23 protein-coding genes are annotated in these 22,922 nt (G+C 75.3%); 9 read left to right on the top strand and 14 right to left on the bottom strand.

Annotated elements, in window-relative coordinates; translation table 11 throughout:
* Positions 1 to 10 precede the first annotated feature (10 nt).
* Genes CAE01nite_RS11470 through CAE01nite_RS11455 form a run of 4 tightly spaced genes read right to left on the bottom strand, consistent with a single transcriptional unit; the run spans position 11 to position 3,634 of the window.
* The gene (locus tag CAE01nite_RS11470; RefSeq protein WP_246131156.1) at positions 11 to 688 is read right to left on the bottom strand and encodes a class I SAM-dependent methyltransferase; all 678 of its coding nucleotides are present in this window, start codon (positions 686 to 688) and stop codon (positions 11 to 13) included.
* Between the two features lie 32 nt (positions 689 to 720).
* Positions 721 to 1,563 (bottom strand): ChbG/HpnK family deacetylase, encoded by an 843-nt coding sequence (locus CAE01nite_RS11465; protein ID WP_146904392.1) that lies wholly within the window; start codon positions 1,561 to 1,563, stop codon positions 721 to 723.
* Complete coding sequence (locus CAE01nite_RS11460) at positions 1,560 to 2,318, bottom strand: glycosyltransferase family 2 protein (RefSeq protein WP_146904389.1); 759 nt, start codon at positions 2,316 to 2,318, stop codon at positions 1,560 to 1,562. The genes CAE01nite_RS11465 and CAE01nite_RS11460 overlap by 4 nt, the downstream gene beginning before the upstream one ends.
* Positions 2,315 to 3,634: a putative hexosyltransferase gene (locus CAE01nite_RS11455; protein ID WP_146904387.1), complete on the bottom strand. Its 1,320-nt coding sequence runs from the start codon at positions 3,632 to 3,634 to the stop codon at positions 2,315 to 2,317. Before CAE01nite_RS11455 ends, CAE01nite_RS11460 begins: the two co-directional genes overlap by 4 nt.
* Before the next feature lie 105 nt (positions 3,635 to 3,739).
* Between CAE01nite_RS11455 and CAE01nite_RS11450 the strand changes: the two genes are divergently transcribed.
* Genes CAE01nite_RS11450 through CAE01nite_RS11435 form a run of 4 tightly spaced genes read left to right on the top strand, consistent with a single transcriptional unit; the run spans position 3,740 to position 6,226 of the window.
* Positions 3,740 to 4,600: a hypothetical protein gene (locus CAE01nite_RS11450; RefSeq protein WP_146904384.1), complete on the top strand. Its 861-nt coding sequence runs from the start codon at positions 3,740 to 3,742 to the stop codon at positions 4,598 to 4,600.
* Positions 4,601 to 4,644: 44 nt separating this feature from the next.
* The gene (locus CAE01nite_RS11445) at positions 4,645 to 5,427 is read left to right on the top strand and encodes an SDR family oxidoreductase (protein ID WP_146904381.1); all 783 of its coding nucleotides are present in this window, start codon (positions 4,645 to 4,647) and stop codon (positions 5,425 to 5,427) included.
* Positions 5,424 to 5,840, top strand: a complete 417-nt coding sequence (locus CAE01nite_RS11440) for a hypothetical protein (RefSeq protein WP_146904378.1) — start codon at positions 5,424 to 5,426, stop codon at positions 5,838 to 5,840. Before CAE01nite_RS11445 ends, CAE01nite_RS11440 begins: the two co-directional genes overlap by 4 nt.
* Positions 5,837 to 6,226: a YchJ family protein gene (locus tag CAE01nite_RS11435; protein WP_146904375.1), complete on the top strand. Its 390-nt coding sequence runs from the start codon at positions 5,837 to 5,839 to the stop codon at positions 6,224 to 6,226. The genes CAE01nite_RS11440 and CAE01nite_RS11435 overlap by 4 nt, the downstream gene beginning before the upstream one ends.
* Positions 6,227 to 6,244: 18 nt before the next feature.
* Here the strand turns inward: CAE01nite_RS11435 and CAE01nite_RS11430 are convergent, their stop codons facing one another.
* Entirely contained in the window at positions 6,245 to 7,813 is a 1,569-nt protein-coding gene (locus tag CAE01nite_RS11430) for a flotillin family protein (RefSeq protein WP_146904372.1), read from the bottom strand.
* A 205-nt stretch (positions 7,814 to 8,018) separates the two neighbouring features.
* On the opposite strand from CAE01nite_RS11430, the gene CAE01nite_RS11425 reads away from it, so the two are divergent.
* The gene (locus tag CAE01nite_RS11425) at positions 8,019 to 9,038 is read left to right on the top strand and encodes a DNA glycosylase AlkZ-like family protein (protein WP_146904369.1); all 1,020 of its coding nucleotides are present in this window, start codon (positions 8,019 to 8,021) and stop codon (positions 9,036 to 9,038) included.
* Positions 9,039 to 9,135: 97 nt separating this feature from the next.
* On the opposite strand, the gene CAE01nite_RS11420 is transcribed toward CAE01nite_RS11425, so the two are convergent.
* The 8 genes from CAE01nite_RS11420 to CAE01nite_RS11385 all read right to left on the bottom strand — a co-directional run bounded on the left by CAE01nite_RS11420 (position 9,136) and on the right by CAE01nite_RS11385 (position 18,003).
* Positions 9,136 to 10,455: a pectate lyase family protein gene (locus CAE01nite_RS11420; protein ID WP_222595912.1), complete on the bottom strand. Its 1,320-nt coding sequence runs from the start codon at positions 10,453 to 10,455 to the stop codon at positions 9,136 to 9,138.
* A gap of 301 nt (positions 10,456 to 10,756) precedes the next feature.
* Entirely contained in the window at positions 10,757 to 11,341 is a 585-nt protein-coding gene (locus CAE01nite_RS11415; protein ID WP_146904366.1) for a mycothiol transferase, read from the bottom strand.
* A 98-nt stretch (positions 11,342 to 11,439) separates the two neighbouring features.
* A complete protein-coding gene (locus CAE01nite_RS11410; protein WP_186816559.1) occupies positions 11,440 to 12,084 on the bottom strand; it encodes a transaldolase family protein in 645 nt (214 codons plus the stop codon).
* Positions 12,085 to 12,092: 8 nt separating this feature from the next.
* Positions 12,093 to 13,571 carry a xylulokinase gene (gene xylB, locus CAE01nite_RS11405; RefSeq protein ID WP_146904361.1) on the bottom strand — a complete coding sequence of 493 codons (1,479 nt, stop codon included), beginning with the start codon at positions 13,569 to 13,571 and terminating at the stop codon, positions 12,093 to 12,095.
* Positions 13,571 to 14,224: a KpsF/GutQ family sugar-phosphate isomerase gene (locus CAE01nite_RS11400; RefSeq protein WP_146904359.1), complete on the bottom strand. Its 654-nt coding sequence runs from the start codon at positions 14,222 to 14,224 to the stop codon at positions 13,571 to 13,573. The genes xylB and CAE01nite_RS11400 overlap by 1 nt, the downstream gene beginning before the upstream one ends.
* Positions 14,225 to 14,236: 12 nt before the next feature.
* On the bottom strand, positions 14,237 to 15,880 hold the full coding sequence (locus tag CAE01nite_RS11395; RefSeq protein ID WP_146904357.1) for a sugar ABC transporter ATP-binding protein: 1,644 nt from the start codon (positions 15,878 to 15,880) through the stop codon (positions 14,237 to 14,239).
* 1 nt (position 15,881) lies between these two features.
* A complete protein-coding gene (locus tag CAE01nite_RS11390) occupies positions 15,882 to 16,898 on the bottom strand; it encodes a substrate-binding domain-containing protein (RefSeq protein WP_146904355.1) in 1,017 nt (338 codons plus the stop codon).
* 40 nt (positions 16,899 to 16,938) lie between these two features.
* A complete protein-coding gene (locus tag CAE01nite_RS11385; RefSeq protein ID WP_146904352.1) occupies positions 16,939 to 18,003 on the bottom strand; it encodes an ABC transporter permease in 1,065 nt (354 codons plus the stop codon).
* 139 nt (positions 18,004 to 18,142) lie between these two features.
* On the opposite strand from CAE01nite_RS11385, the gene CAE01nite_RS11380 reads away from it, so the two are divergent.
* Together CAE01nite_RS11380 and CAE01nite_RS11375 are read left to right on the top strand one after the other, a co-directional pair.
* Complete coding sequence (locus CAE01nite_RS11380; protein WP_186816558.1) at positions 18,143 to 19,132, top strand: sugar-binding transcriptional regulator; 990 nt, start codon at positions 18,143 to 18,145, stop codon at positions 19,130 to 19,132.
* Entirely contained in the window at positions 19,129 to 19,803 is a 675-nt protein-coding gene (locus CAE01nite_RS11375; protein WP_146904347.1) for a ribulose-phosphate 3-epimerase, read from the top strand. Before CAE01nite_RS11380 ends, CAE01nite_RS11375 begins: the two co-directional genes overlap by 4 nt.
* 27 nt (positions 19,804 to 19,830) lie before the next feature.
* On the opposite strand, the gene CAE01nite_RS11370 is transcribed toward CAE01nite_RS11375, so the two are convergent.
* The gene (locus CAE01nite_RS11370) at positions 19,831 to 20,727 is read right to left on the bottom strand and encodes a helix-turn-helix transcriptional regulator (RefSeq protein ID WP_146904345.1); all 897 of its coding nucleotides are present in this window, start codon (positions 20,725 to 20,727) and stop codon (positions 19,831 to 19,833) included.
* A 124-nt stretch (positions 20,728 to 20,851) separates the two neighbouring features.
* Between CAE01nite_RS11370 and CAE01nite_RS11365 the strand changes: the two genes are divergently transcribed.
* Both CAE01nite_RS11365 and CAE01nite_RS11360 read left to right on the top strand, forming a co-directional pair.
* A complete protein-coding gene (locus CAE01nite_RS11365; protein ID WP_146904342.1) occupies positions 20,852 to 21,616 on the top strand; it encodes an SDR family oxidoreductase in 765 nt (254 codons plus the stop codon).
* 65 nt (positions 21,617 to 21,681) lie between these two features.
* Positions 21,682 to 22,911, top strand: coding sequence for a saccharopine dehydrogenase family protein (locus CAE01nite_RS11360; protein WP_146904339.1), 1,230 nt, complete (start codon positions 21,682 to 21,684; stop codon positions 22,909 to 22,911).
* Positions 22,912 to 22,922: the final 11 nt, after the last annotated feature.

The raw sequence follows: 22,922 nt of genomic DNA, 5'->3' as shown, positions 1-22,922 counted from the left end.
CTCCGCGGCCTCAGCCGGCGCGTCGGGCGACGAGCAGGTGGTGCGGGTGCAGGCGCCCGCGGTCGAGGCGCTGCAGCGTGGTGGTCATGCCGAGGTCCTCGAGCCAGCCCGCCATCTCGCGGGGCGCGACGAAGTCGAACGACGACCCCTGCGTGATCCCCAGGACCTTGACGGACAGCGTCTCCTGCAGCGTGTTCCACCGGACCTTCCAGCCCGGCTCCGTCCCCATCTCCTTGACGACGATCGTGCCGCCGGGCGCCAGCACGGCGGCGGCCTCGGTGAGCAGGCGCCGCTGCTCGCCCGCCGGCAGCAGGTAGAGCATGTCGACGACGACGACGGCGTCCCACGGCCCGGGCGGGACGGCGCCCGAGCCGGCCACCGCGAAGCTCAGCCGGGACCCGGCGCCGCGGGCCGCGACGTGGGCGTGCGCGATCTTGTCGGCGTCGATGTCCACGCCCACGACACGGCGGCCCGGTGCGCCGAGGGCGGCGTACGCGGCGAACAGCCCGTGGCCGCAGCCGATCTCCAGGACGCGACCGGTCGCCGGCAGCGCCGCGGCGACCGGCTCGAACGGGGCGCTCCACCAGCGCACGTGCACGTGGGCGCGGACCGCCGCCGGAGTCGGTGCGTACAGGCGCAGCGCAGCCGCGCCCACCGCGGTCGGGCGTCGTCGGGTCCTCGTCCGCACGGCTCTCGTCCCCGCGGTCCCCGCGGCCCTGGTCATCGGCGGACCGCCGCCAGCTCGCGGAACGACGCGAGCCGGAACCCGTGCCGCTCGACGAGCCGCCGCGCGCCGGGGTCGGTCAGGGCGGCCAGCTCACGCTCCCAGTGGAAGCCCCACGCGAACCGGCCGGCGTCCGGGTCGTCCGCGACCCCCGGGTGGGCGTTGACCTCCAGCGTCGCCGCGCCGGACGCCGCGGCGGCCGCGAGCGCGCGTCCCAGCGCCCCCAGGCCCATCGAGCCGGACTCGTCCAGACCCGCGTAGGCGGCGGTCCGGGCCAGGCCGGCGTCGTCCAGCGTGCGCGCCAGGCGCCGCGACAGCAGCCGCACGCCCACGCCGACGGGTCCGGACGCCCGGCTGGACGGCAGCCGCACGACCGGCACGGCGAACCGCACGGCCAGGTCGGCCACGACGCGGCCGACCAGCGGCCACAGGTGGGTGTGCTGGTGGGTGTCGAGGTGCGTGACGGGCAGCCCGAGCCCCCGCACGCGCTCCAGCTGGGCGGTCAGCTCGCGCCGCACGTCGTCGGGGTCCGTACGCCCCGCTGCGGCGCGGGCCACCACGGTGCGGTACGACAGCGGGAACGCGCCGCGGCGGTCGACGAGCGTGGGCACCTCCCGCGCGGACAGCAGCGGCGGGTCCTCCCCGACCAGCGCGAGGTGGGCGCCGACGTCGAGGGTCGGGGTGTCGCGCAGCATGGCGGCCGCGCCGTCGAAGGCCCGGCCGACGGCGAGCAGCGACGTCGCGGTCACCACGCCGTCGAGGTGCGCCCGGCGGACGGCGCGGTTGACGCCGTCGGTCAGCCCCAGGTCGTCGGCGGTGACGACCAGCAGTGCTGTCATCGGTGCACGACCGGGGTCACCGACCGCAGCTGCTCGCGCAGGTCGCGCATCTCCCGCAGCATCGTGCGGATGACCCCGAACGACGACAGCGTGGAGACCCCGCGGGTGCGCGGGAAGTAGTCGACGCCGATCTGCACGATCTCGAAGCCCGAGCGCTGGGCGCGGATGACCAGCTCGGCGTCGATGAACGAGCCCTCGCTGGCGAGGTGGACGTGGTCGAGCACCCGGCGGCGGCACAGCTTGAAGGCGAAGTTGATGTCGCGCAGCCGGGTCCCGAACATCGCCCGGATGAGGCCGTTGTAGACCCAGGAGTAGACGGCGCGCCGGGGTCCCTCGCCGGTGCGGTCCAGGCGGTAGGCGCTGACGATGTCCGCCTCGTAGGTCCGCAGCACCCGGACGGCGCGCACCAGCTCGATCATCTCGAACGGCAGGTCGGCGTCGGTGTACAGGACGAGGTCGCCCTTGGCCGCCTCGAATCCGCTCTTGATGGAGCCACCGAGCTTGCGGTTGACCGCGTGGTGCACGACCCGCACGTGCGGGTCCGCGGCGGCGAGCTCGTCCGCCAGGCGTCCGGTGGCGTCCGTCGAGGCGTCGTCGACCACGATGATCTCGTAGTCCTCGACCTCGCCCTCGACGACCAGCCGCTCGCAGATCTCCTGGGCGGCCCCGACCGCCCGGTGGAGGTACTGCTCCTCGTTCCACATCGGGAAGAAGATCGAGAGCAGGCCGAAGCGTTCCCGCGTCAGTGGTGTCATGAGACTGCGACTCCCCGTCCGAACAAGGTCGTGAGCACCACGAGGAGCACCCCGCAGAGAAGGAGCGCCGCGGGTCGGAGCCAGCGGTGCTCCGTGGTCGCCAGGAGGTCACCGGCGGCGGCCATGACCGGGAAGGCGGCGAGCACGTAGCGGCCCGTGCCCATGAAGTCCTTGGTGCCGACGATCGGGATGGCGAGCACGACGACGCTGTACGCCAGGTACCCCCAGCCGAACCGCCGCCAGACGCGTCGCAGCAGCAGCACCGCCGCCAGGCACGCCAGGGCCTGCAGCGTCAGCAGCAGCGCGACCGAGTACGGCCCCTTCACCAGGGTGCCGAGGAAGGTGATCTTGAACCACGTGCGGGGCCCGACCCCCTGGTTCCACCCCGGCGCCGACTCGACCTCGACGAACGCCAGCGGGTTGCCGAACTCGAGCCACAGGAACACCGTCCACGCCAGCAGGCCCAGGCCGGAGACCAGCACGCCGGCCTCGCGCCACCGCACGAGCCGTACCGCGGACACCAGCTCGCGCCACGCCGGCCACCCCGGAGCGGCCGCTCGCGCGGAGCCGGAGCCGGAGCCCGAGCCGTGCGGCTGCGAGGTCGTCGGGCCACCCCCCGGTGCGGCGACCCGGGCCTCGGCCGCCGCCGGCGTCGCCCGGTCCGCCCGGTCCAGCGCGCGCAGCTCCAGGGCGCGCACCACCAGCCCGACGGCGACCGCGACACCCACCGGGCGCCCCGCCGTGGCGAGCGCGCCGACCAGCCCGGCGAGCCAGTACAGGCGCCGCTCGAGCAGGAGGAACGCGCCGATCGCCGTCAGCACGAACAGGGAGTCGGCGTACATCGCCCCGTACAGGAAGAACGCGTAGGGGTAGAGCATGAGGACGGCGATCGCCGTCACGGCGCTGCGACGTGGCAGCCGCCGCCACACCCAGGCGCCGAAGAGCAGCACGGACGCCGCACCGGACGCGACCCCGATGACCGACCCCGCGACCTGGTAGTCGTCCAGCAGGCCGCCCAGCCCGCGGACCGTCAGCGGGTACGTCGGGAAGAAGGCGATCGAGGACTGCTGCCCGGGGACGTAGAAGTACCCGGACGTCGCGATGGCGTGGTACCAGCCGGCGTCGTACTGGAACCAGCCGTCGAGCCACGCCGGCCCCTGCAGCACCGGGTCGGTCCTGGTCACCGTGCGCGACGCGAACGCGACCACCGTGGACAGCAGCGCCGTCATCAGCGCGAACACCCCGAGGACGGGCTTCCACGGGAACACCGCCACCGCCTCGCCGGTCCGGCGCTCGACGCGCGCTACCGTTCCCACTCGTCCCCCGTCCGTCCGCCCAGCACCCGCTGCGCCCGACGGAAGCCTACGCAGCCGTGCGGGTCCCCTCGGGGACGCTCGGCGGATCGAGCGGAGGAGTGTCCCGTGTGGTTGGCCCTCGCCGGCGTCGCCGCCGCCGCCGTGTGCTCGGGTGCCGCCGCCGTGCTCCAGGCGCGCGCCGCGCGGCTGGAGCCGGCCGGCACCCGGCTGGGTGCGTCCCTGCTGGTCCGGCTCCTGCGACGTCGGACGTACCTGCTGGCGCTGGTGCTCGTCGCGGCGGGCTTCGGGCTGTCGTTCCTGGCGCTGCGCACCCTGCCGCTGTTCGTCGTGCAGTCCGGGCGGGCGTCCAGCCTGGCGGTCACCGCGCTGCTGTCCGTGGTGGTGCTGCGGGCACGTCTGCGCCCGTGGGAGACCGCCGCCGTCGCCGTCGTGGTCGCCGGGCTGGTGCTGCTCGCGTCGTCGGCCGACGCCGAGCCGTCCGACGTCGTCCCCGACGCCACCCGGGTGGGGCTGCTCGTGGGTGTCGCGCTGCTGCCGGTGCTGGCGAGCGCGGCGGTGCGCCTGCTGCCCGGCCCGCGCGCCGGTCTCGCGGCGGCGGTGCTCGCGGGGGTCTCGTTCGCGCTGCTCGCGCTCGGCGCGAGGGCGCTGCGCAGCCTGGCGCCGCTCGCCCTCCTCACCGACGCGGCGGCGTGGGCGATGGGGCTCGCCGGTCTGCTCGGCCTGCTCTTCACCGCCATGGCGCTGCAGCGCACGCCCGTCGTCGCGGCGACCGCGGCGATGGTCGCGACCGAGACCCTCGTCGGCTCGGTGCTCGGGATGGTCGTGTGCGGCGACCGCCCGGCACCGGGCGGGACCGACCTCGCGGTCGCCGGGGTCGGGCTCGTGCTGGCCGGCGCGCTGAGCCTGACGAGGTTCGGCGCTCCGGAGGCCGTGACGGCGGCGACCGGACCGACCCCGCACCTGTGACCAGCCGCGCCGGACCGGCCCGCGGCTCTCGAGAGGGAGAACCCATGACGACCACCCTGGTGACCGGTGCGACCGGCCGGCTCGGGCGTCCCACCGTCGCCCGCCTGCGAGCGGCCGGGCACGACGTCCGCGCGCTCAGCCGGCGGTCCGGTCCCGGGCTGGCGACCGGTGACCTGCGCACCGGAGCGGGTCTGCGCGAGGCGCTGACCGGGGTGGGCACCGTGGTGCACCTGGCCACCGGTCCGCGCGGCAGGGGCGACGTCGACCTGGCCCGCACGCTGCTCACGGCGGTGGCGGAGGCCGACGTCGACCACCTCGTGCTCGTCTCCATCGTCGGCATCGACACCAACCCCTTGCCGTACTACCGGGACAAGCTGGCGGTCGAGCGGCTGGTCGGCGGGTCCGGCGTCCCGCACACGGTCCTGCGGGCGACCCAGTTCCACGCGCTGGTCGCCGGGCTGTTCACGGTCCAGCGCGCGCTGCCGGTCCTCGCCGCACCGGCGGTGCCCCTGCAGCCGATCGCGGTCGAGGACGTCGCCGAGCGCCTGGTGGAGCTCGCCGGCTCGGCGCCGGCCGGGCGGGTCGGCGACATCGGCGGTCCGGAGCAGCTCACCGTCCCCGAGCTCGCGCGCGTCTGGACGCACGGGACGGGCAGCCGGCGTCGGGTCGTGCCGGTCCGCCTGCCCGGCCGGGTGTTCGCGGCCCTCCACGCGGGCTCAGCGCTGGTGCCCGGGGTGCCGTACGGCCGTCGGACGTTCGCCGAGCACGTGGCGGCGACCGCCGCTCGCACCGGCACGCCCCGCACCGGCACCGGCGCACCGCGATGACCGCGCTGCTGCGGGTCGGCCTGGCGCTGCTCGCGGCGGTCGAGCTCGTCCTGGGCGCGTGGACCCTGGTGGCCCCGGCCGGGTTCTACGCGACCGTGCCGACGGTGGACCTGACCCCGCCCTTCAGCGAGCACCCGTTCCGCGACTTCGGTGGCGCGACCCTCGGGCTGGCCGTCGTCCTCGGCGCCGCCGCGCTGTGGGTGGAGCGACGGCTGGCCGTCGTCGCGCTGGTCGCGTACCTGGCGTTCTCCGTCCCGCACCTGGTGTTCCACCTGGGGCACCTGGGAGGGGCGGGCACCGGCGCGGCTGCCGCACTGGTCGTCGTCCTGCTGACCTCGGTGCTGGTGCCGCTCGCGCTGCTCGGCGTCGCGCTGCGGCTGGGGTCCGCGCCCGCGCCGGTGGGGCGCGCATGACCCCGACCCGGTGCCCCTGCCTGAGCGGGGAGACGTACGACGACTGCTGCGGACGGTTCCACACGGGGCGGGCGCACGCCCCGACCGCGGAGCAGCTGATGCGCTCGCGGTACGCGGCCTTCGCCGTCGGCGACGTCGGGTACCTGCGACGCACCTGGCACCCCCGGACCTGCCCGGCGGACCTGGACCTCGACCCTGCGGTGCGCTGGACCCGGCTCGACGTGCTCGACGTCCGGGGCGGCGGCCCATTCGACGCCGCGGGCACCGTGGAGTTCCGGGCGCACCACCGCCTCGACGGCGAGCGAGGGTCCCAGCACGAGGTCAGCCGGTTCGTCCGGGAGGGCGGGCGGTGGCTCTACGTGGGCCCGGTGGACGAGACCCGCTGAGGGCGCACGGGCGCCGTCTCAGCTCAGCGAGCCGTCGCCGGCCTCGTGGTCGAGCGCCGCGCGGGTCGCCCCCGGCCGTCCGTCCGGCACGCCCCGCTCCCCGGTGCGCGCACCCACCAGCTGCAGCAGGTCGACGCCGGTCTGCGCCTTGAGCAGCGACGCGAGCTCCTGGACGCCGGTCGCCACCTGACCGGTCAGCTTGGACGACCCGTCCTTGTCGATGATCGTGATGGCGTCGATGCTGCCCAGGGCGTCGGCATAGGGCTGGGCCATCTTCGGCAGGGCCTCGAGCACCATCTGCAGGCGGGCCGACTCCGGGAACGCCTGGTAGGCGTCCGACTCGGCCTTGATCGCGGCCGCACGCGCCTCGCCCCTGGCCCGCTCGGCCGCGGCCTCCGCCTCACCGCGCGCCTGGACGCCGTCGGCGTCGGCACGGGCGAGGGCGAGGGCGCCCTGGGCCTGACGCTGCTGCTTGACCAGCTCCGCCTCGGCGCGGGCACGTGCGGCGGCGGCCTCGGCCTCCGCCTGTGCGGTCGTGCGCTGCGCCTCGGCCTCGTACTGGCGGATCGCCGCGGTCTTGGCGGACTCGGCCTCCTGCTCGGCGGCGTACTTGCGCGCGTCGGCCTCCTGCGCCGCCTCGTACTTGCGGGCCTCGGCGGGCTTGCGGACCTCGGTCTGCAGCTCCTGCTCGCGCAGGGCGGCGCGGCGGATGGCCACCTGCTCCTGCTGGATGAGGACCGCCTGCTGCGCCTCGGCCTCGGCGCGCTCCTGCGCGGCCTCCGCCTCGGCACGGGCCTGGGCGGTCTCCTGCTGGATCTGGGAGTTGCGCAGCGCCAGCGCCTTGTTCGACTCGGCGATCTGGACCGCGGACTCGTTGGAGCGCTGCGTGCTCTCCTGCTGGGCCTGCGCCTCGGCGATCTCCGCGTCACGGGCGACGGCGGCCGCACGCGGGCGACCGAGGTTGCGGATGTAGTTGCCGGTGTCCTCCACCGTCTGGATCTCGAAGTTCTCCAGGACCAGGCCGCGCTCGGCCAGCATCGGCACGGCGATGTCCTTGACCTCCTTGGAGAAGTCCTGGCGCTCGTACAGGATCGACTCGACCGTCAGCGTGCCGGCGATCGTGCGCAGCACGCCGACGAGGACCTCGCTGGTCTGCTGCTCGATCACCTGCTCCTGGCTGCGCCCGGCGAAACGCTGCGCGGCGGCGCGGACCATGCGCTCGGTCCCGCCGACCTTGACGACGGCGATGCTGCGCAGCGTCACGGCGACGCCGCTCTTGGTGGTGGCGTCCTCGGCGGAGACCGGGAAGCTCTGCGACGCCAGCGACAGGCGCACCACCTGCTCGAACACCGGCTTGACGAAGGTGCCCCCGCCGATGACGACACGCTGCCCGGACAGGTCGGTGCTCTCCTCGCCGGTCTCGGGGTTGATGACCGGCGTCCCGCTCTTGCGGCCGGTGATGATGAGCGCCTCGTCGGGCGTGGCGATCTTGAAGCGCACCTTCGCGTAGACGAAGGCGACGACGGCCAGGACCAGCAGGGCGATCACCGCCGCAGCGACGATCATGACGGGGCCGGCGTTCTCCATGGGACTCCTCGGTCCAGGTCCTCCACGGGCGGAGGCGGGTGGTCGAGCAGACCGCTGCCTGCTCACGTCAGGACCGTGGCGGGCACGGTCGGCGCACGCCCGGACGCACCGGTCGGCGGTGCTGGCACTGTAGGGCCGCGGGCGGGGCACCGGGTGTCGTTCACCCGGAGGGCGCACCGCGGCACGGCGACCGGGAGGGACACCGATGACGACGCCGCTGCAGCTGAGCCGCGGGCAGGTGCTCGCCCACCGGCGGCGGGTGGGCGCGCTGGACGAGCGGCTCGTGTCCGGCGCCGACTCGCTGCGGCACGCCGCCTGGGCCGGGCTGACGGACAGCGTCCCGCGGGCCGCGCTGCTGTCGATCCACGCCCGGGTCGCCGGGACCACGCCGTCGGCCCTGGACGATCCCACGCTCGTCCAGGTGTGGGGGCCCCGGTTCAGCGCGTACGTCGTGGCCGCCGCCGACCTCGCGGTGTTCACCCTGGGTCGGCTGGCGCCGAGCGAGGCGCGCCGGCGGTTCGCCGAGGACCTGGCGGACCGGCTGGAGGCGTTCCTCGACGGGCGCGGGCTCCCGTACGGCCAGGCCGGCCGGGGCGTCGGCGTGCACCCGAACCAGCTGCGCTACGCGGCCACGACCGGGCGGGTGCTGATCCGGTGGGACGGCGCCCGGCAGCCGACGGTCCGGACGGTTCCCCCGCCCGGGACGGACGCCGGCGACGCCAGGCTCGAGCTCGTCCGGCGGTACCTGCACGTGCTCGGGCCCGGGACGGCGGAGGGGTTCGCTCGTTGGGCGGGCCTCTACGCGCGGGCGGCCGCCCCGGCCTTCGACGCGCTGCGCCCGGAGCTGACCCTGGTGCGGACCGACGTCGGCGACGCATGGGTCCTGGCGCGGGACGAGCCGGACCTGCGCGCCGACCCCGGTCCGGCCGCACCCGCCCGCCTGCTGCCCAGCGGCGACGCCTTCTCCCTGCTGCACGGCCGGGACCGTGAGCTCCTCGTGCCGGACGCGGCGCAGCGGGCCGCCCTGTGGACGTCACGGGTCTGGCCGGGCGCCGTCCTGGTGGAGGGCGAGGTGGCCGGCACCTGGCGCCGGGCGGAGGACAGGGTCACCGTGAGCCCGTGGCACCTGCTGAGCGCGGCGGCGCGCGAGGCGGTCGAGCGGGAGGCGGCGTCCCTGCCGCTGCCCGGACTCGGCGGCCCGGTCGGCGTGCGGTGGGACGAGTGAGCCCCGACCGTCGGTGACGGCGGTCGGGACGCCGTAGCGCCGGGGCACCGGCGGCGGTCAGGTGTCCGCCGCCGCCGGCGCCCCGTGGGCGGTGGTGTCAGCCGATGACGCCCACGCCGGCCGACGTCCGGACCGTGGCCCGGACCGCCTGCGTCGGCTGGACCCGGTCGTGCCACTGGGGCTGCCAGCCGGCGTCGTCACCGAGCGTCTCCCCCGGCTCCGCGGCTGCGTTGTGCAGCGCGAGGGCGCTCGCCCACTGCCGGTTGATCCGGGTACCGATCTCGGTCATCGCCGTGCCGCCCCAGAACTCCACGACGTCCTCCGGGGCCGCGCCGTCGGCCAGGTAGAGGTCGTTGTTCTCCGCGTAGACGTGGGACTCACGTCCGACGCCCCAGAAGTAGCTGAAGCCTTCGGCCTGCGTCTGGGTGTAGAGGTTGTTGTAGACGTGGACCTGGCCGTAGCGGACCCGCGGAGCCCGCTGGCCGATGTCCTGGAACCAGTTGTGGTGCAGCGTGATGCGCAGGAGCCCGCGATCGGTGACCCGGCTGTCGGACGAGCCGATGAGCATCGTCTTGTCGTGCTCGCCGAACACGTTGTACGAGGCGGTCACGAGGTCGGATCCGTTCGTGATGTCCAGCAGCCCGTCGTGCACCTCGTAGGGACGCCCGTAGACGGTCCCGAGCTGCGACGGCGGCAGCGCCCCGGAGTCGAGGGTGTTGTGGTCGATCCACACGTGCGTGGACGCCACCACCCCGATGGCGTCGTAGCGCGAGTTCCAGTTGCCGGCGTTCGTGTCGCTCGGGTCCCACACCGGGAAGCAGTCGGTGGCGTCGGAGACCGTGAGGTTACGGACGATGACGTTGTCGGAGTCGCGGACGAGCAGGCTGCCGCCGACGATCCGCGCGTCGTCCCCGACGCCGACCACCGTGGTGTTGGACCCGATCGCCTGCTGCGTCTGCAGGGCCTGGACGCTCGCCGCGCCGTCCTGCAGGTCCTGCAGCGCCTCGAGCTCCTCCGGCGTGACCGTGTAGGTCCACGTCTCGGGGTCGAAGGAGGCGACGTAGGCGTCCTGGTCGAAGCCCGCCTCGGCGGCGAGCGTGTCGCAGGTCGCGCGCGTGCCGTCCGCCCGGTCGTACGCGTTCAGCTCACCCTCGACGTACACGATGCGCGGGGTCGTGCTCCCGCGGGCGCCGGTGCCGCCGAGCGCGGCCTGCAGCTCGGGCCACGTGTCGACCCGGTAGACCTCGGCGTCGGCTGCGGCGGTCCCGCCGGTCGTCCCGCCGTCGGCCGCGGCCCAGCCGTCGGCCGCGCCGAGCACCTGGCGACCGAGCTCGGTCCGGTGCGTCCCGGTCCGGTCCCGGTCCGTGCCGGCCGCGGACGCCGGGACGGCGAGGGCGACGACGAGAGCTGCGCTCACGGTCGCGACGGGAAGCACTGCCCTGGTGATGCGTTGCGTCATGCGACGAACTCCCTCGTTCGTGTCGACGCCTGAGGTGCGCACCCCCGGGACCGGACGCGCGCCCTCCGCTGCGCTGCGGGGGGCGCGCGACCGCCCGTGGGTGGGGCCCGGTGGGTGTGGCGCCGGCGTCGGCGAAAGCGCTTACCAAGCGACTATGCCAGCAGCCGGGGCGCGTCGCCAGAGCAGACCCGGGACGGGTGCTCGGGCGATGTCCGCACCGGGCCGAGGCACGCCGTCGTGAACCCGTGGCCGTCCGGGGTCAGGCGTCCACCGGGGCCGCGACCGGGTCCTGCCCCCGCTGCGGGGGGTCCTCCCCCACCAGGCCGTCCGTCGCCTCCCGGAACAGGTCCGCGTGCCCGACATGACGGGCGTCCTCGTCGTGCAGGTCCGCCAGCACCCGGCGCAGGTTCGGCACCGGACCGTCCCCGGGGTCGCGGCGCGACGGCTGGTCCAGCCCCCCGGTGGCGAGCAGCTCGGCGAGGGCCGCGCGGGACCGGGCCACGCAGCCGGTCCACAGCGCGTACAGCTCCTCCGGGGTGTCGTCGGCCGCGGACCGCCACTCCCAGTCCGGCCCGTCGTAGCCCCTCCACTCGTGCCCGTGGCCGGGTCCGCCGAAGGACTCGGCCGTCTGCTGCGCCTCGACCAGCGCGAGGTGCTTGACGAGGCCGGCCAGCGTCATGGCCGACGGCGGGTGAGGGGCGTGCAGGGCGGCGGCGTCCAGCCCGCCGACCTTCCACGCGAACTGCGCTCGCGTGCGCTCCAGCGCGAACAGCACGACGTCGGCCTCGCTGGCGTCCGGGGCCGGCTCGTGGATGGTGGTGTCCAGGGTGATCCGCTCGGTCATGCGCGCACGCTAGAGGCCTCCGCGGACGATCCGCTCCGGAACGGGACGTCGCCCTGGCATCGGAGGTGGCCCGGCCGACGGTCGGACGTCCCGCCGGCTCACCGCAGGCGGGTCACGGCCTCGTCGAACTGGTCGACGGCGGCCGCCGTCAGGGGCTCCTCGAGCAGCTCGCGCGCGACTGCCGCGGAGACCGTCACCGCGTCGATCCCCGCGACCGCGAGCCTGTGCACGTCGTCGACGCTGCGGATGCTCGCCACCAGCACCCGCGTCCCGGAGCCGGTCAGGATCCCCTGCATCTGCTCCACGTGCCGGCGACCGTCGCGCCCCGCCTCGGTCATCCGCCCCAGGTACGGCGCGATCCAGGCAGCGCCGACCGCGCGGGCCAGGACGGCCTGGCGGACGTGGTAGACCGCGGTGAGCAGGGTCGGGACGCCGGCGCGTGCGAGCTCGGCGGTCGCCGTGAGGCCGGCGACCGTGGCGGGGACCTTGACCACCACGCGGTCGGACAGCGCCCGCAGCGCGTGCCCCTCGGCGACCACGGCCTCCACGTCGGACGTGGTGGTCTGCAGGAACACCTCGCGCGCGCCCGCGTCGAGCAGCCACCTGGTCAGCTCGGGCACCTCGCCGAGCCGGACGCCGGCCCGCTCAAGGATGAGCGGGTTGGTGGTGACCCCGGCGAACACCCCCGTCCGCAGCAGCGGGCCGAGCGCCTCGCGGTCGGCGCTGTCGAGGTAGAGGTCCACGTCGCTCCTCAGGTCGCAGGTGCGGTCTCGGTGGGCTGAGCCCACCCGGTCAGGGCGCGGTACTGCTCGCGGACCTCCTCGGGGATCGACCCGAGCGGCTCGACGACGACCGTACGGAATGGCGCCCACGCGTCCCGCACCTCCCGGACGTCGGCGCCGTGGAGCACGGCGGCGGCCTGGACCGCTGCTCCCCTGGCGGTCGCCTCGGGAGCGTCCCGGGTCTCCACCGGGACACCGAGCGCGTCGGCCAGCACCTGCAGGTAGGCCCGCGACCGCGCCCCGCCGCCGGTCGCCACCACGACCCCGTCGGCTGCGACCCCGGCCTGCCGGATGGCGTCGTGGCCACGCACCAGGCCGAGGACGACACCTTCCACCGCCGCCAGGGCCAGCTCCTCGCGCGTCGCGTCGGAGCGCAGGCCGCCGAGCAGTCCCCGGGCCCGCGGGCGGTCCGGGGACCGTTCGCCGTCGAGGTAGGCGGCGAGCACCATCCGGTCCGGCCGGCGCTCGGCTGCGAGCGCGAGGCGGGTGAGCTCGGCGTGGTCCACCCCGAGCAGGCGGGCCGCCAGGTCGGTGACCTTGGTGGAGTTCAGCGTGCACACCAGCGGCAGCCACCCGCCGGCGGCGTCGGCGACCCCGTCGACCCAGCCGGACGCGTCGTGCACCGCGGTGGTCGAGGTGGTCATCACGACACCGGAGGTGCCGAGGCTGTACAGCACCTGCCCCGGTGCGAGCCCGATCCCGAGCGCGCCCGCGTGCTGGTCGCCCGCGCCGGGACCCACGACGACGTCCGGGCGCAGCCCCAGCTCGCCCGCCGACGGGGTTCCGGCGGTCCCGGCCGGCTCGGAGGGACCGGCGACGTGCGGGAGCACGCTGTCCCAGTCCAGCCCCGGGGAGACCCAGCGCTCGAGGTGCTCGGTGAGCCACCGCTCGTCGTGCGCCGCGTAGTAGCCGGTGCCGGACGCCTCGGACCGGTCCGTGACTGCCCGCCCGGTCAGCCGGTGACTCAGGTGGTCGTGCGGGAGCAGGACGCGCGCCAGCGAGGTCAGGTGCTCCGGCTCGTGCCGGGCCACCCACGCGAGCTTGGTGATCGTGAAGGCCGCGGTCGGGACCGACCCGACGGCCCGCGCCCAGCCGGCCGGGCCGAGCTCGGCGACCATGGCGGCCGCCTGCGCGCTCGACGTGGTGTCGTTCCACAGCTTGACCGGCCGCAGGACGCGGTCGTCCGGGCCGAGCATCACCAGCCCGTGGGCCTGGGCGGCCACGCTGATCGCGTCCACGTCCCGGGCGGCCAGCCCGGCCGCGGCCAGCGCAGCGGCGAAGGACGACCGGAGCGCAGCCCACCAGTCGTCCGGGTGCTGCTCGCTGACCGGTGGGGACGTCGGCGGGTGCGGCGCGCGGCCGGAGCCCAGCAGCCGTCCGTCCACGCTGTCGCGCAGCTCGACGGTGCAGGACTGCGTGGAGCTGTCGACCCCCGCGACGACGCCCATCAGGCCGGGTCCGGGCGACCGTGGCCGTCCAGACCGGGCAGGGCGTCCGGCAGCTCCCGGATCCTGCCGACCGCGCCGGCGGGGTGGGTGAACAGCACCTCGTCCCACCCGTAGCCCCGCGCGCGCATGAGGACGTAGGCCAGCGCGTCGCCCCACACCGCCGCCACGAGGGTGGAGCCCATCGCGATGACACCGCCGGGGTCGACCTGCTCGGACACGTCGAGCACCACCGTCAGGTCGGCGAGCGTCCCGAGGGTGGAGCCTCTCGCCGCGGTGATCGCCATGACCGGGACCCCGCGCTGCTGGACGCGCGTCGACAGGTCGTTGAGCTCGGCCGACTCCCCGCCGCGGGAGATGGTGATGAGGACGTCGCCGCTGACGACGGCCCCCATCGTCCCGTGCAGGGCGTCCATCGCGGGGAGGAACACCGACGGCGTCCCGCACACGGCGAGCAGGTGCGCCATCCGCCGGGCGATGGCGCCCGAGGTCCCGGAGCCGGTGACGAACACCTTGCCCGTGCACGCCGTCAGCAGGTCGACGGCAGCGAGGAAGGTGTCGTCGAGGTGCTCGGCGACCTCCGTCACGCCGCGCCCCTCCCGGCGCACGAGGTCGCGCGCGGCGTCCAGCGCCGAGGCGCCAGCAGTCTCGGTCATCGTCTGTCTCCTCTACGCGGCGGCCCAGGCGGCCAGCCGCAGTGCCTGTGGGGTGCGCTCGGCGTCCGCGAGCGGGGTGCCGGTGCAGCGGCCGTGCGACATCACGACGACGTCGTCGGCGACCTCGTAGATCTCCTCCTCCTCGGAGGAGACCAGGACGACGGTGAGACCACCGTCGTGGGCGAGGCTGCGGATGATGCGGTGGATCTCCGCCTTGACCCCGAGGTCGACGCCCTTGGTGGGCTCGTCCAGGAGCAGCACGCGCGGCCTCTGGGCGATGGCGCGGGCCAGGAGGACCTTCTGCTGGTTGCCGCCCGAGAGGCTCACGACCGGGCCGTTGCGGTTGCCGCGCACCCGCAGCCGACCGAGCAGGTCGTCGGACTCCCGGCGCATCCGGCCCCGGTCGAGCAGGCCGACCCGGCGGTACCGGTGCAGGACCGGCAGCGCGACGTTCATCGGCGAGTCCAGGCCGGGGACGATCCCGTCCTGCTTGCGCTCCTCGGTCAGGTAGACCACGCCCTCGCGCTGCGCGCGTGCCGGGGACCCGGGCCGGAAGGGCGCGCCGTCCAGCAGGATCGCGCCGGACTGGACCGCCTGCAGCCCCACGAGCGTGCGCAGCGCCTCGGTCCTCCCGGCACCGACCAGCCCGTAGATGCCGAGCACCCGGCCCGGCTCGGCGGTGAACGTGACGTCGGTGAGCCCGGCGGCCCGCAGCCCGCGGACCTCCAGACGCCTGCCGCCGGCGCCGTCCAGCACCGGCGCGACGACCGCGGTCGCGGCGTCAGGCTCCCTCGCCGCGTCCGCCGCCGGCGCAGGGTCGGCGTCGTCGTGGGCCTGCCCGGGCCCGGGCGGCCCGGGCGGCCCGGGCGGCCCGGTCCGCCCGGTGCCGGCGAGCAGGTCGGCCGCCTCCTCGCCGGCGATGGCCGCCACGACGTCGTGCCGGCTAACCTCGTCGACGCGGGCGTCGATGCGGACCTTGCCGTCCACCAGGGCCACGACCCGGTTGCAGACCTGGTACAGCTCGTCGAGCTTGTGGTCCACCAGCACGATCCCGAGACCCCTGTCCCGCGCGAGCGACCGGACGCGCTCGAGGAAGCGCTCGACCTGGGCACCCTCGAGGCTGGTGGTCGGCTCGTCCAGCAGCAGGTACCGCGCCCTGCGGTGGGTGGCGATCGCGATCTCGAGCATCTGCCGCGTCGCGACCGGGTAGTCGCCCAGGCGCCGGTCGACGTCGAGGTCCAGGTCGAACGACGCCACCAGCCGACCTGCCTCGGTCCGCATGGCCTGCCGGTCGAGGATGCCGGACCGGGTCCGCTCGTCCCCGAGGAAGACGTTCTGCGCGACCGAGAGGTTCGGCAGCAGGGAGAGCTCCTGGTAGACCGTCGCCACGCCGGCGGCCAGCGCCTCCGACGGGGAGGAGATCGCACGAGGACGTCCGTCGATGCGGATCTCCCCGCCGTCCGGCGTGGTCGCCCCGGAGATCACCCGGAGCAAGGTCGACTTGCCCGCGCCGTTGTGGCCCACGAGGCCCACCACGTCGCCCGGGCGGACGAGGACCGAGACACCGTGGAGCACGGTCACGCCGGCGTACCGCTTGACGATCCCGCTGACGTCCAGGCCGCCGTCCGGCGTCCCGGTCCCTGCCGTGCCGGTCATGTCAGCCGACCTCGCCCGGACCGGGGGTGTCGCCGGAGACGAAGGTCTTCAGCGGCTGCAGGATCTCCTCCTCCGGGGTGTCGCCGTCGAGCCACCCGCGGATCTGCTCGACGACCTGGGTGCCGTAGGCCTCGGGCTCCTGGGCCACGCAGCCGGGGTACTGGTCGGTCAAGGTCACCTCGGCGGCGCAGAAGCCGTAGACCTTCACCGTGGAGCTGCTGCCCAGCGCCTGGATGGCACCGAAGGCGGCGGGACCGGTCGAGGCGAAGATGACGTTGATGTCCGGGTTGCCGGAGAGCATCTCGCTGGTGGCCCGCAGGCTGTCGTCGGGCTTGACGTTGCCGTCGACCTTGGCGACGACCTCGGCGTTCGGGTTCGCGGCGATCGCGTCCTCGAAGCCCTGGTCCCGGGCCAGCGTCGGCGTCTCGTCGGGCTCGGTCACGAAGCCGATCTTCAGCGGGGCGTCGGCGCCGAAGTCGGCGAGCACCTGCTCGGCGGTCTGCCGGCCACCGGCGACGTTGTCGGCGCCGAGGTACTGCACGATCGAGGCGTCCTGGTTCTCCAGCGCCTCGGGGTCGATGCCGACGTTGACGGTGAAGACCGGGACACCGGCGTCGTTGGCGGCCTTGACGATGGCCGCGCCCGGCTCGGACTTCACCGCGTTGAGCGCGAGGGCGCACGGGTCCTTCTGCAGCATGGACTGCACCTGGGCGAGCTGGTTCGCGTCGTCGTCGTCGGCGATCTGGACCTCGACCTCGAAGCCGTTCGCCTCGCCCGCGTCCTCGAAGCCCTGCTGCATCGCGACGTAGTAGGGGTTCGTCAGGTTGGGCAGCGCGACGGCCAGGTAGGGCGTCTCGTCGTCGCAGGACTCGGGCCGGGGGATGCCGCCCTCGGCGTCCGTCGCAGCCGCGTCGTCCGGTGCGTCGCCGGTCCCGGTGTCCACCGCGCCGGAGCATGCGCCCAGGACGAGCGTCGCTCCGAGGATGCCGGTCACGAGGCTGTATCTGCGTAGCGTCATCGCCAACTCCTGAGTAGGTGTGGTCGTGCGGGGGTGTCCCTCACCGCGTGGGGTGAGGCGTCAAGGTGGCCGGCTCGCCGGCGGGAGCGGCGCCCGGCGGGCTCGGCGGGGTGCCGGCCGCCCCGTCGGGACCGGGGCGACCCAGGCGTCGTCGCAGCAGGTCGCTCAGGGACGACTGGCGGCGGTAGGTGTCGATGATGACGCCGCCGAGGATGATCAGCCCGATGACCAGGGGCTGCCAGTAGCTCTGCACCCCGACGACGTTCATCCCGTTGGACACCGTCGCGATGAGCACGGCGCCGAGCAGGGCGCCGGGCAGCGAGCCGATGCCGCCGAACAGGCTGACGCCGCCGACCACGGCTGCGGCGATCGAGTAGAAGAGCTCGTTGCCGGACCCGGCCGAGGGGTAGCCGACCATCAGCCGGCTCGTCGTGATCAGGCCGCCGATCGCGGCGCAGAAGCCGCTCACCGCGTAGACGAGCATCGTCACCCGGCCGATCGGGATGCCCGAGAGGCGGGACGTCTCGGCGTTCCCGCCGACGGCGTAGATGTGCACACCGGTCGCGGTGAGCCGGAGCAGCACGGTGAACACCACCGCGAAGACGGCGACGAGGACGACTGGCATGGGGATGCCGAACAGGCCGCCGCGGCCGACGATCGCGAACAGGGGGTCGGCGACGTTCACCGAGCTCGCGCCGGTGAGGATGAGCGGGATGCTCGCGGCTACGCCGAAGGTCGCGAAGGTGACGATGAACGCGGGCAGCCTGAGGTAGTGGATGAGCGCACCGTTGACCACCCCGACGAGCGCGCCGACCGCGAGGGCGGCGAGAGCGGCGACCCACCACGAGGCACCGGACCGCATCACGAGGGCGGCGACCATCCCGGTCAGGGCGACGTTGGAGCCGGTGGACAGGTCGATCCCGCCGGTCAGCAGGACGAAGGCCTGCCCCATGGCGAGGAACGCGATCACGGCCCCGTTGAGCAGCAGCAGCTGCGCGTTGTCCAGCGTGCGGAAGGTCGGCGACATGACGCTGAAGGCGAGCGCCACCAGCACGATCACCACACCGATGCCGAGCTCCTCGGGGATCCGTCGCCGTGCCGCCATGCGCCTCTGCCTCCTCGCAGCGTCGCTCATATGAGCAGAGCAGAACGCTCATCTGTGTCGACCGTAGGACGGGGGTCGACGCCGGGGCAACAGCCCTGGATCACGATCGCGTAACGAAATGAGCGGCTACAGTGCTCACATGAGCGAGCGCCGGGGGGTACCGCCGAGCGGCGAGGAGCGCGCCCTGATGGTCCGGGCTGCCCGGCACTACTACGTCGACGACATGTCGAAGATGCAGACCGCCGACGCCCTGGGCGTCTCGCGGTTCAAGGTCGCCCGCCTGCTGGAGGGCGCCCGGGAGCTCGGCATCGTGACGATCACGGTCGACGACGCCGGGGTCCCGGTGCCCGAGCTCGCCGACGCCCTGGCCGCCCACCTGGGACTGTCGCGTGCGGTCGTGGTCGAGGCGCACGGCGCTCAGGCGGAGGTCCGCCACGAGGTCGGGGCGGCCGCCGCGGCCCTGCTCGGGAGCACCCTGCGCCAGGGCGAGGTCCTCGGGCTGGCCTGGGGGCGCACGCTGACCGGCATGAGCCACTCCATGCCGCCGCTCCCCCGGGTCGACGTCGTCCAGCTCACCGGGGCCCTCGGCACCGACCTGGAGGCCTCGCCCGTCGAGGTCGTGCGCCGGGTGGCGCTGAGGTCCGGGGGATCGGCCCAGCCGATCTTCGCGCCGCTCGTCCTCGACGACCCGCGGACGGCGGACGCCCTGAGGCGGCAGACCGACGTCGCGGGGGCCCTGCGGATGTTCGACCACCTGACCACGGCGGTGGTCGCCGTGGGCTCGTGGGACCCGCCCAACTCCCAGCTCCTCACCGCTCTGTCGCAGGAGGACCGGCAGGCGATGCACGAGGCCGGCGTCCGCGCGGAGGTCGCCGCCATCCTCGTGTCGGACACGGGCGAGGTCGTCTCCCCCGAGTTCGCCCGCCGCTGCATCTCGATCGGGGTGGACCAGCTCCGGCGCACCCCGCGGATCGTCGCCGCCGCTGCAGGGGCCGACAAGGCCCGGGCGGTGACGGCCATCGCCCGGGCCGGGCTGTGCACCGAGCTCGTGACCGACCGGGCCCTGGCCGAGGCGGTCCTGAGCCTGGACGGGGTCGACCCGGCCGTGGCCGAGCGAGGGACCGCATGACCGACGGCGGGGCGTCCCGGCAGGACGTCCTCCGCACCCCTGGGGCCACCGTGGCGGCGTCGCTGTGGTCCGTGCCGCGCGAGCAGCTCGAGCCCGAGGCCCGGCGCCTGGCGGCCGCGGGTCTGCAGCGGTGGCACTGGGACGTCGCCGACGGGCGGTTCGCCGCGGACGGTGGCTTCACGCCCGACGACGTCGCCCGGCTGACGGCCTCGACCGGCCTCCCCGGCGAGGCGCACCTCATGGTCACCGACCCGGTCGGCGTCGTCGACGGGTGGACCGACGTGTGCAGCACCGTCGTGGTGCACGCCGAGGCCGACCGGTGGCAGGAGGCCGTGGAGCGCATCCGCACCCGGGGCCGGCGCGCCGCCGTCGCGGTGAGCCCCGGGACGCCGGTCGACGCGGTGGCCGACCTCGATGCCGGCGTCGGGGTCCTGCTGATGTCCATCACGCCGGGCCGGGCGGGGGAGCCGTTCCTGCCCGCGACCCTCGAGCGCCTGTCCGCCCTGCGCGGCCGTCCGCTGCTCGGTGTCGACGGCGGCGTCACACGCGAGCTCGCGCACCGGTGCGTCGCGCACGGGGCGACCTGGATCATCAGCGGGTCGGACCTGCGCCGCTCGGCGGACCCGACGGCGTGGATCCGCGGCGTCGAGGACGGGCGTGCCGAGGTCTGAGACGACGCCGGTCCGCCCCGCGTCGCGTCAGGCCTCGCCGGCGACGCCGGTGGGCGACGTCCGGACCGGTGATGCCGGTGCGTCCGGCTGCAGCTCCTGGGTGCCGATCACCCCGAGCAGCGCGAGCTTCTCGGCCGACTCGCTCCGCGGCGGCGCGGTGAGGACCAGGAGGCACTGCGACTGGTCCTCGGTGAAGAGCGCCTGGCAGTCGAGCTCGAGGGCGCCGACCTGCGGGTGGAGCAGCACCTTGTGGTCCTCGAACCGCCGAGCCACCTCGTGGCGGCGCCACAGCTCGGCGAACTCGGGGCTCTCGCGCTGCAGCGCGTGCACGATCTCCCCGGCCCGCGACCGCGGTCCCAGCACGCCGTAGGCGACCCGCAGCGACGCCACCTGCGCGCGCGACTGCCGGTCCCGGTCCTCCTGCGGGTACAGGCGGCGGGCGGCGTCGGGCTCCGTGAACCACCGGTAGACCTCGCTCCGGGCCAGGCCGCGCAGACCCGACCGCTCCCCGAGCAGCGCGACGGCCATGCGGTTCATCACGAGGGTCTCCCCCAGCCAGGACAGGACGAGCGCCGGGGTGTCGTCGAGCCGGTCCAGGACCCGCTGCAGCGCCGGGGCGACGAACCCGCTGCCCGCGTCCGGACCGGGCGGGTTGCGGCCGGCGAGCCGGAAGAGGTGGTCGCGCTCGTCCCCGCTCAGCCGCAGGGCCCGGGCGAGGGAGGCGAGCAGGGGCTCGCTCGGCTGGGGGCCGCGCCGCTGCTCGAGGCGCGTGAGGTAGTCGGTCGACATCGCGGCGAGGCCCGCGACCTCCTCGCGGCGCAGGCCGGGCGCGCGGCGGCGGGCGCCCGCCGGGAGCCCGACGTCCTCGGGGCGCAGGGACTCGCGGCGGCGGCGGAGGAAGTCGGCGAGCGCGGGGCGGTCCACCGGACCATCGTCGCCGGTCGCCGGACCACCGGGCCACCGGACCCGGTGCGCGCAGCCAGGGACTGCCGATCCCCCGATCGACGGTCCGCTCACGCCCGGGCGGCGCACCCGCCACGGTGGACGCATGGACATCACCGACAGCACCGTCTTCATCCCCGGCGCCACGAGCGGCATCGGCCTGGCCCTGGCGCTCGCGCTGCACGACGCCGGCAGCACCGTCGTCGTCGGCGGCCGCCGCACCGAGCTGCTCGAGCAGATCGCCTCGGAGCACCCGGGCCTCGGCACCGTGCGCATCGACACGAGCGACCCCGCGAGCATCCGGGCCGCCGCGGCCGAGGTGATCGCCCGATGGCCGGGCCTGGACACCCTGGTGACCATGGCCGGCGTCATGCGGGTCGAGGACTGGCACCGTCCCGAGGGGTTCCTGGCCAGCGCCGAGGAGGTCGTCACGACGAACCTGCTGGGACCCGTGCGCCTCATCGCGGCCTTCGTCGAGCACCTGCGGTCGCGTCCGACGGCGACGATCATGACCGTCTCGTCCGGCCTCGCGTTCGCGCCCCTGCGGGTCACGCCGAGCTACAACGCCAGCAAGGCCGCGATCCACATGCTCAGCGAGAGCCTGCGGCTGCAGCTCGCGGACACCTCCGTCCGCGTGGTCGAGCTCGTGCCGCCCAGCGTGCGGACCGATCTCCTGCCCGGTCACGCGACCAATGCCGACGCCCTGCCGCTGGCCGCGTTCGTCGACGAGGTGATCGGCCTCCTGCGGGACCGGCCCGACGCCGACGAGGTGCTGGTCGAGCGGGTGAGGTTCCTGCGCTACGGCGAGGCGCGCGGCGACTACCCCCGCGTCGTCGCGGCGCTCAACGCGTCGGACCCGCACGGCAGGTAGCACCGGCGCCCGGCGCACGCCGGACGCCGGTTGCGGCGTCCACGCGGCACGGCGAGCATCGCCCGATGAGCACCGGCACCCGCGACCACGACGTCGTCGTCTTCGGGGCCACCGGCTTCGTCGGGCGGCTGGTGGCCGAGCACCTCGCCCGGCACGCCCCGCAGGGAACCCGGGTGGCGCTCGCGGGACGGTCACGGACGGGGGTGGAGCGGGTGCGCGACGCCCTCCCGGGCGCAGCGCGGGGGTGGCCGGTCCTGACCGCGGACGCCTCGGACGCGCGGTCGCTCGCGGCGATGGCCGGCAGCGCACGCGTCGTGGCGAGCACGGTCGGCCCGTACCTGCGCCACGGTCTGCCGGTCGTGGATGCCTGCGCGCGGGCAGGGACCCACTACGCGGACCTCACCGGCGAGGTGCCGTTCGTCCGGCAGGCCATCGACCGGTTCGACGCCGTGGGGCGGGCCTCCGGGGCACGGCTGGTCCACGGCTGCGGCTACGACTCCGTCCCGTCCGACCTCGCCGTCCTCACCCTGCACCGCCGGGTCGAGGACGACGACGCCGGTCCGCTCCGCGACGTCCTGCTGGTCGTCCACGGTCGGGGCGGCGTGAGCGGCGGGACCCTCGCGACGATGCGGGAGGTCGTCGAGCTCGCCTCGCGCGACCCGTCCGCGCGGCGGCTGCTGGCCGACCCGTTCGCCCTGAGCCCCGACCGCGCGGCCGAGCCGGCCACGGCGCAGCCGCCGGACGCCCCACGGCCCGGGCGGCTGAGCGACGGGCGGTGGGTGGCACCGTTCCCGATGGCCTCGGTCAACTCGCGGGTCGTGCGGCGGTCCAACGCCCTGCAGGGCTGGGCCTACGGGCGCGGCCTGCGGTACGGGGAGGTCCTGGACGCCGGCCCGGGCGCCGCCGGCGCGACGCGGGCGGTGGGGGTGACCGCCGGGCTGGGCGTCGGCGCCGCGGCGTTCGCCCTGCCAGCGACCCGGGCCCTGCTCGACCGGCTCCTGCCCGCGCCCGGCACCGGTCCGGACGAGGCGACCCGTCGCCGCGGCTGGTTCCGCATGGAGGTCCGCGCGACGACGGCGGCGGGACGGCGGTACGGGGCCGTCGCCGCCGGTCGCGGGGACCCGGGGTACGCCGCCACCGCGGTCATGCTCGGCGAGTCGGCGCTGGCGCTGGCGGTCGACGCCGACCGGCTGCCCGACCGGGCCGGCTCGCTGACGCCCGCCACGGGGATCGGCGACGTGCTCGTCGACCGGCTGCGCGCCGCCGGGCACACCTACGACGCGACGCCCCGGTGACGGGGCGCCCC

The organism is Cellulomonas aerilata (assembly GCF_007991755.1).
In the GTDB taxonomy this organism is placed as follows: Bacteria; Actinomycetota; Actinomycetes; order Actinomycetales; family Cellulomonadaceae; genus Pengzhenrongella; species Pengzhenrongella aerilata.
This window is presented reverse-complemented; position numbering and strand designations above follow the sequence as displayed.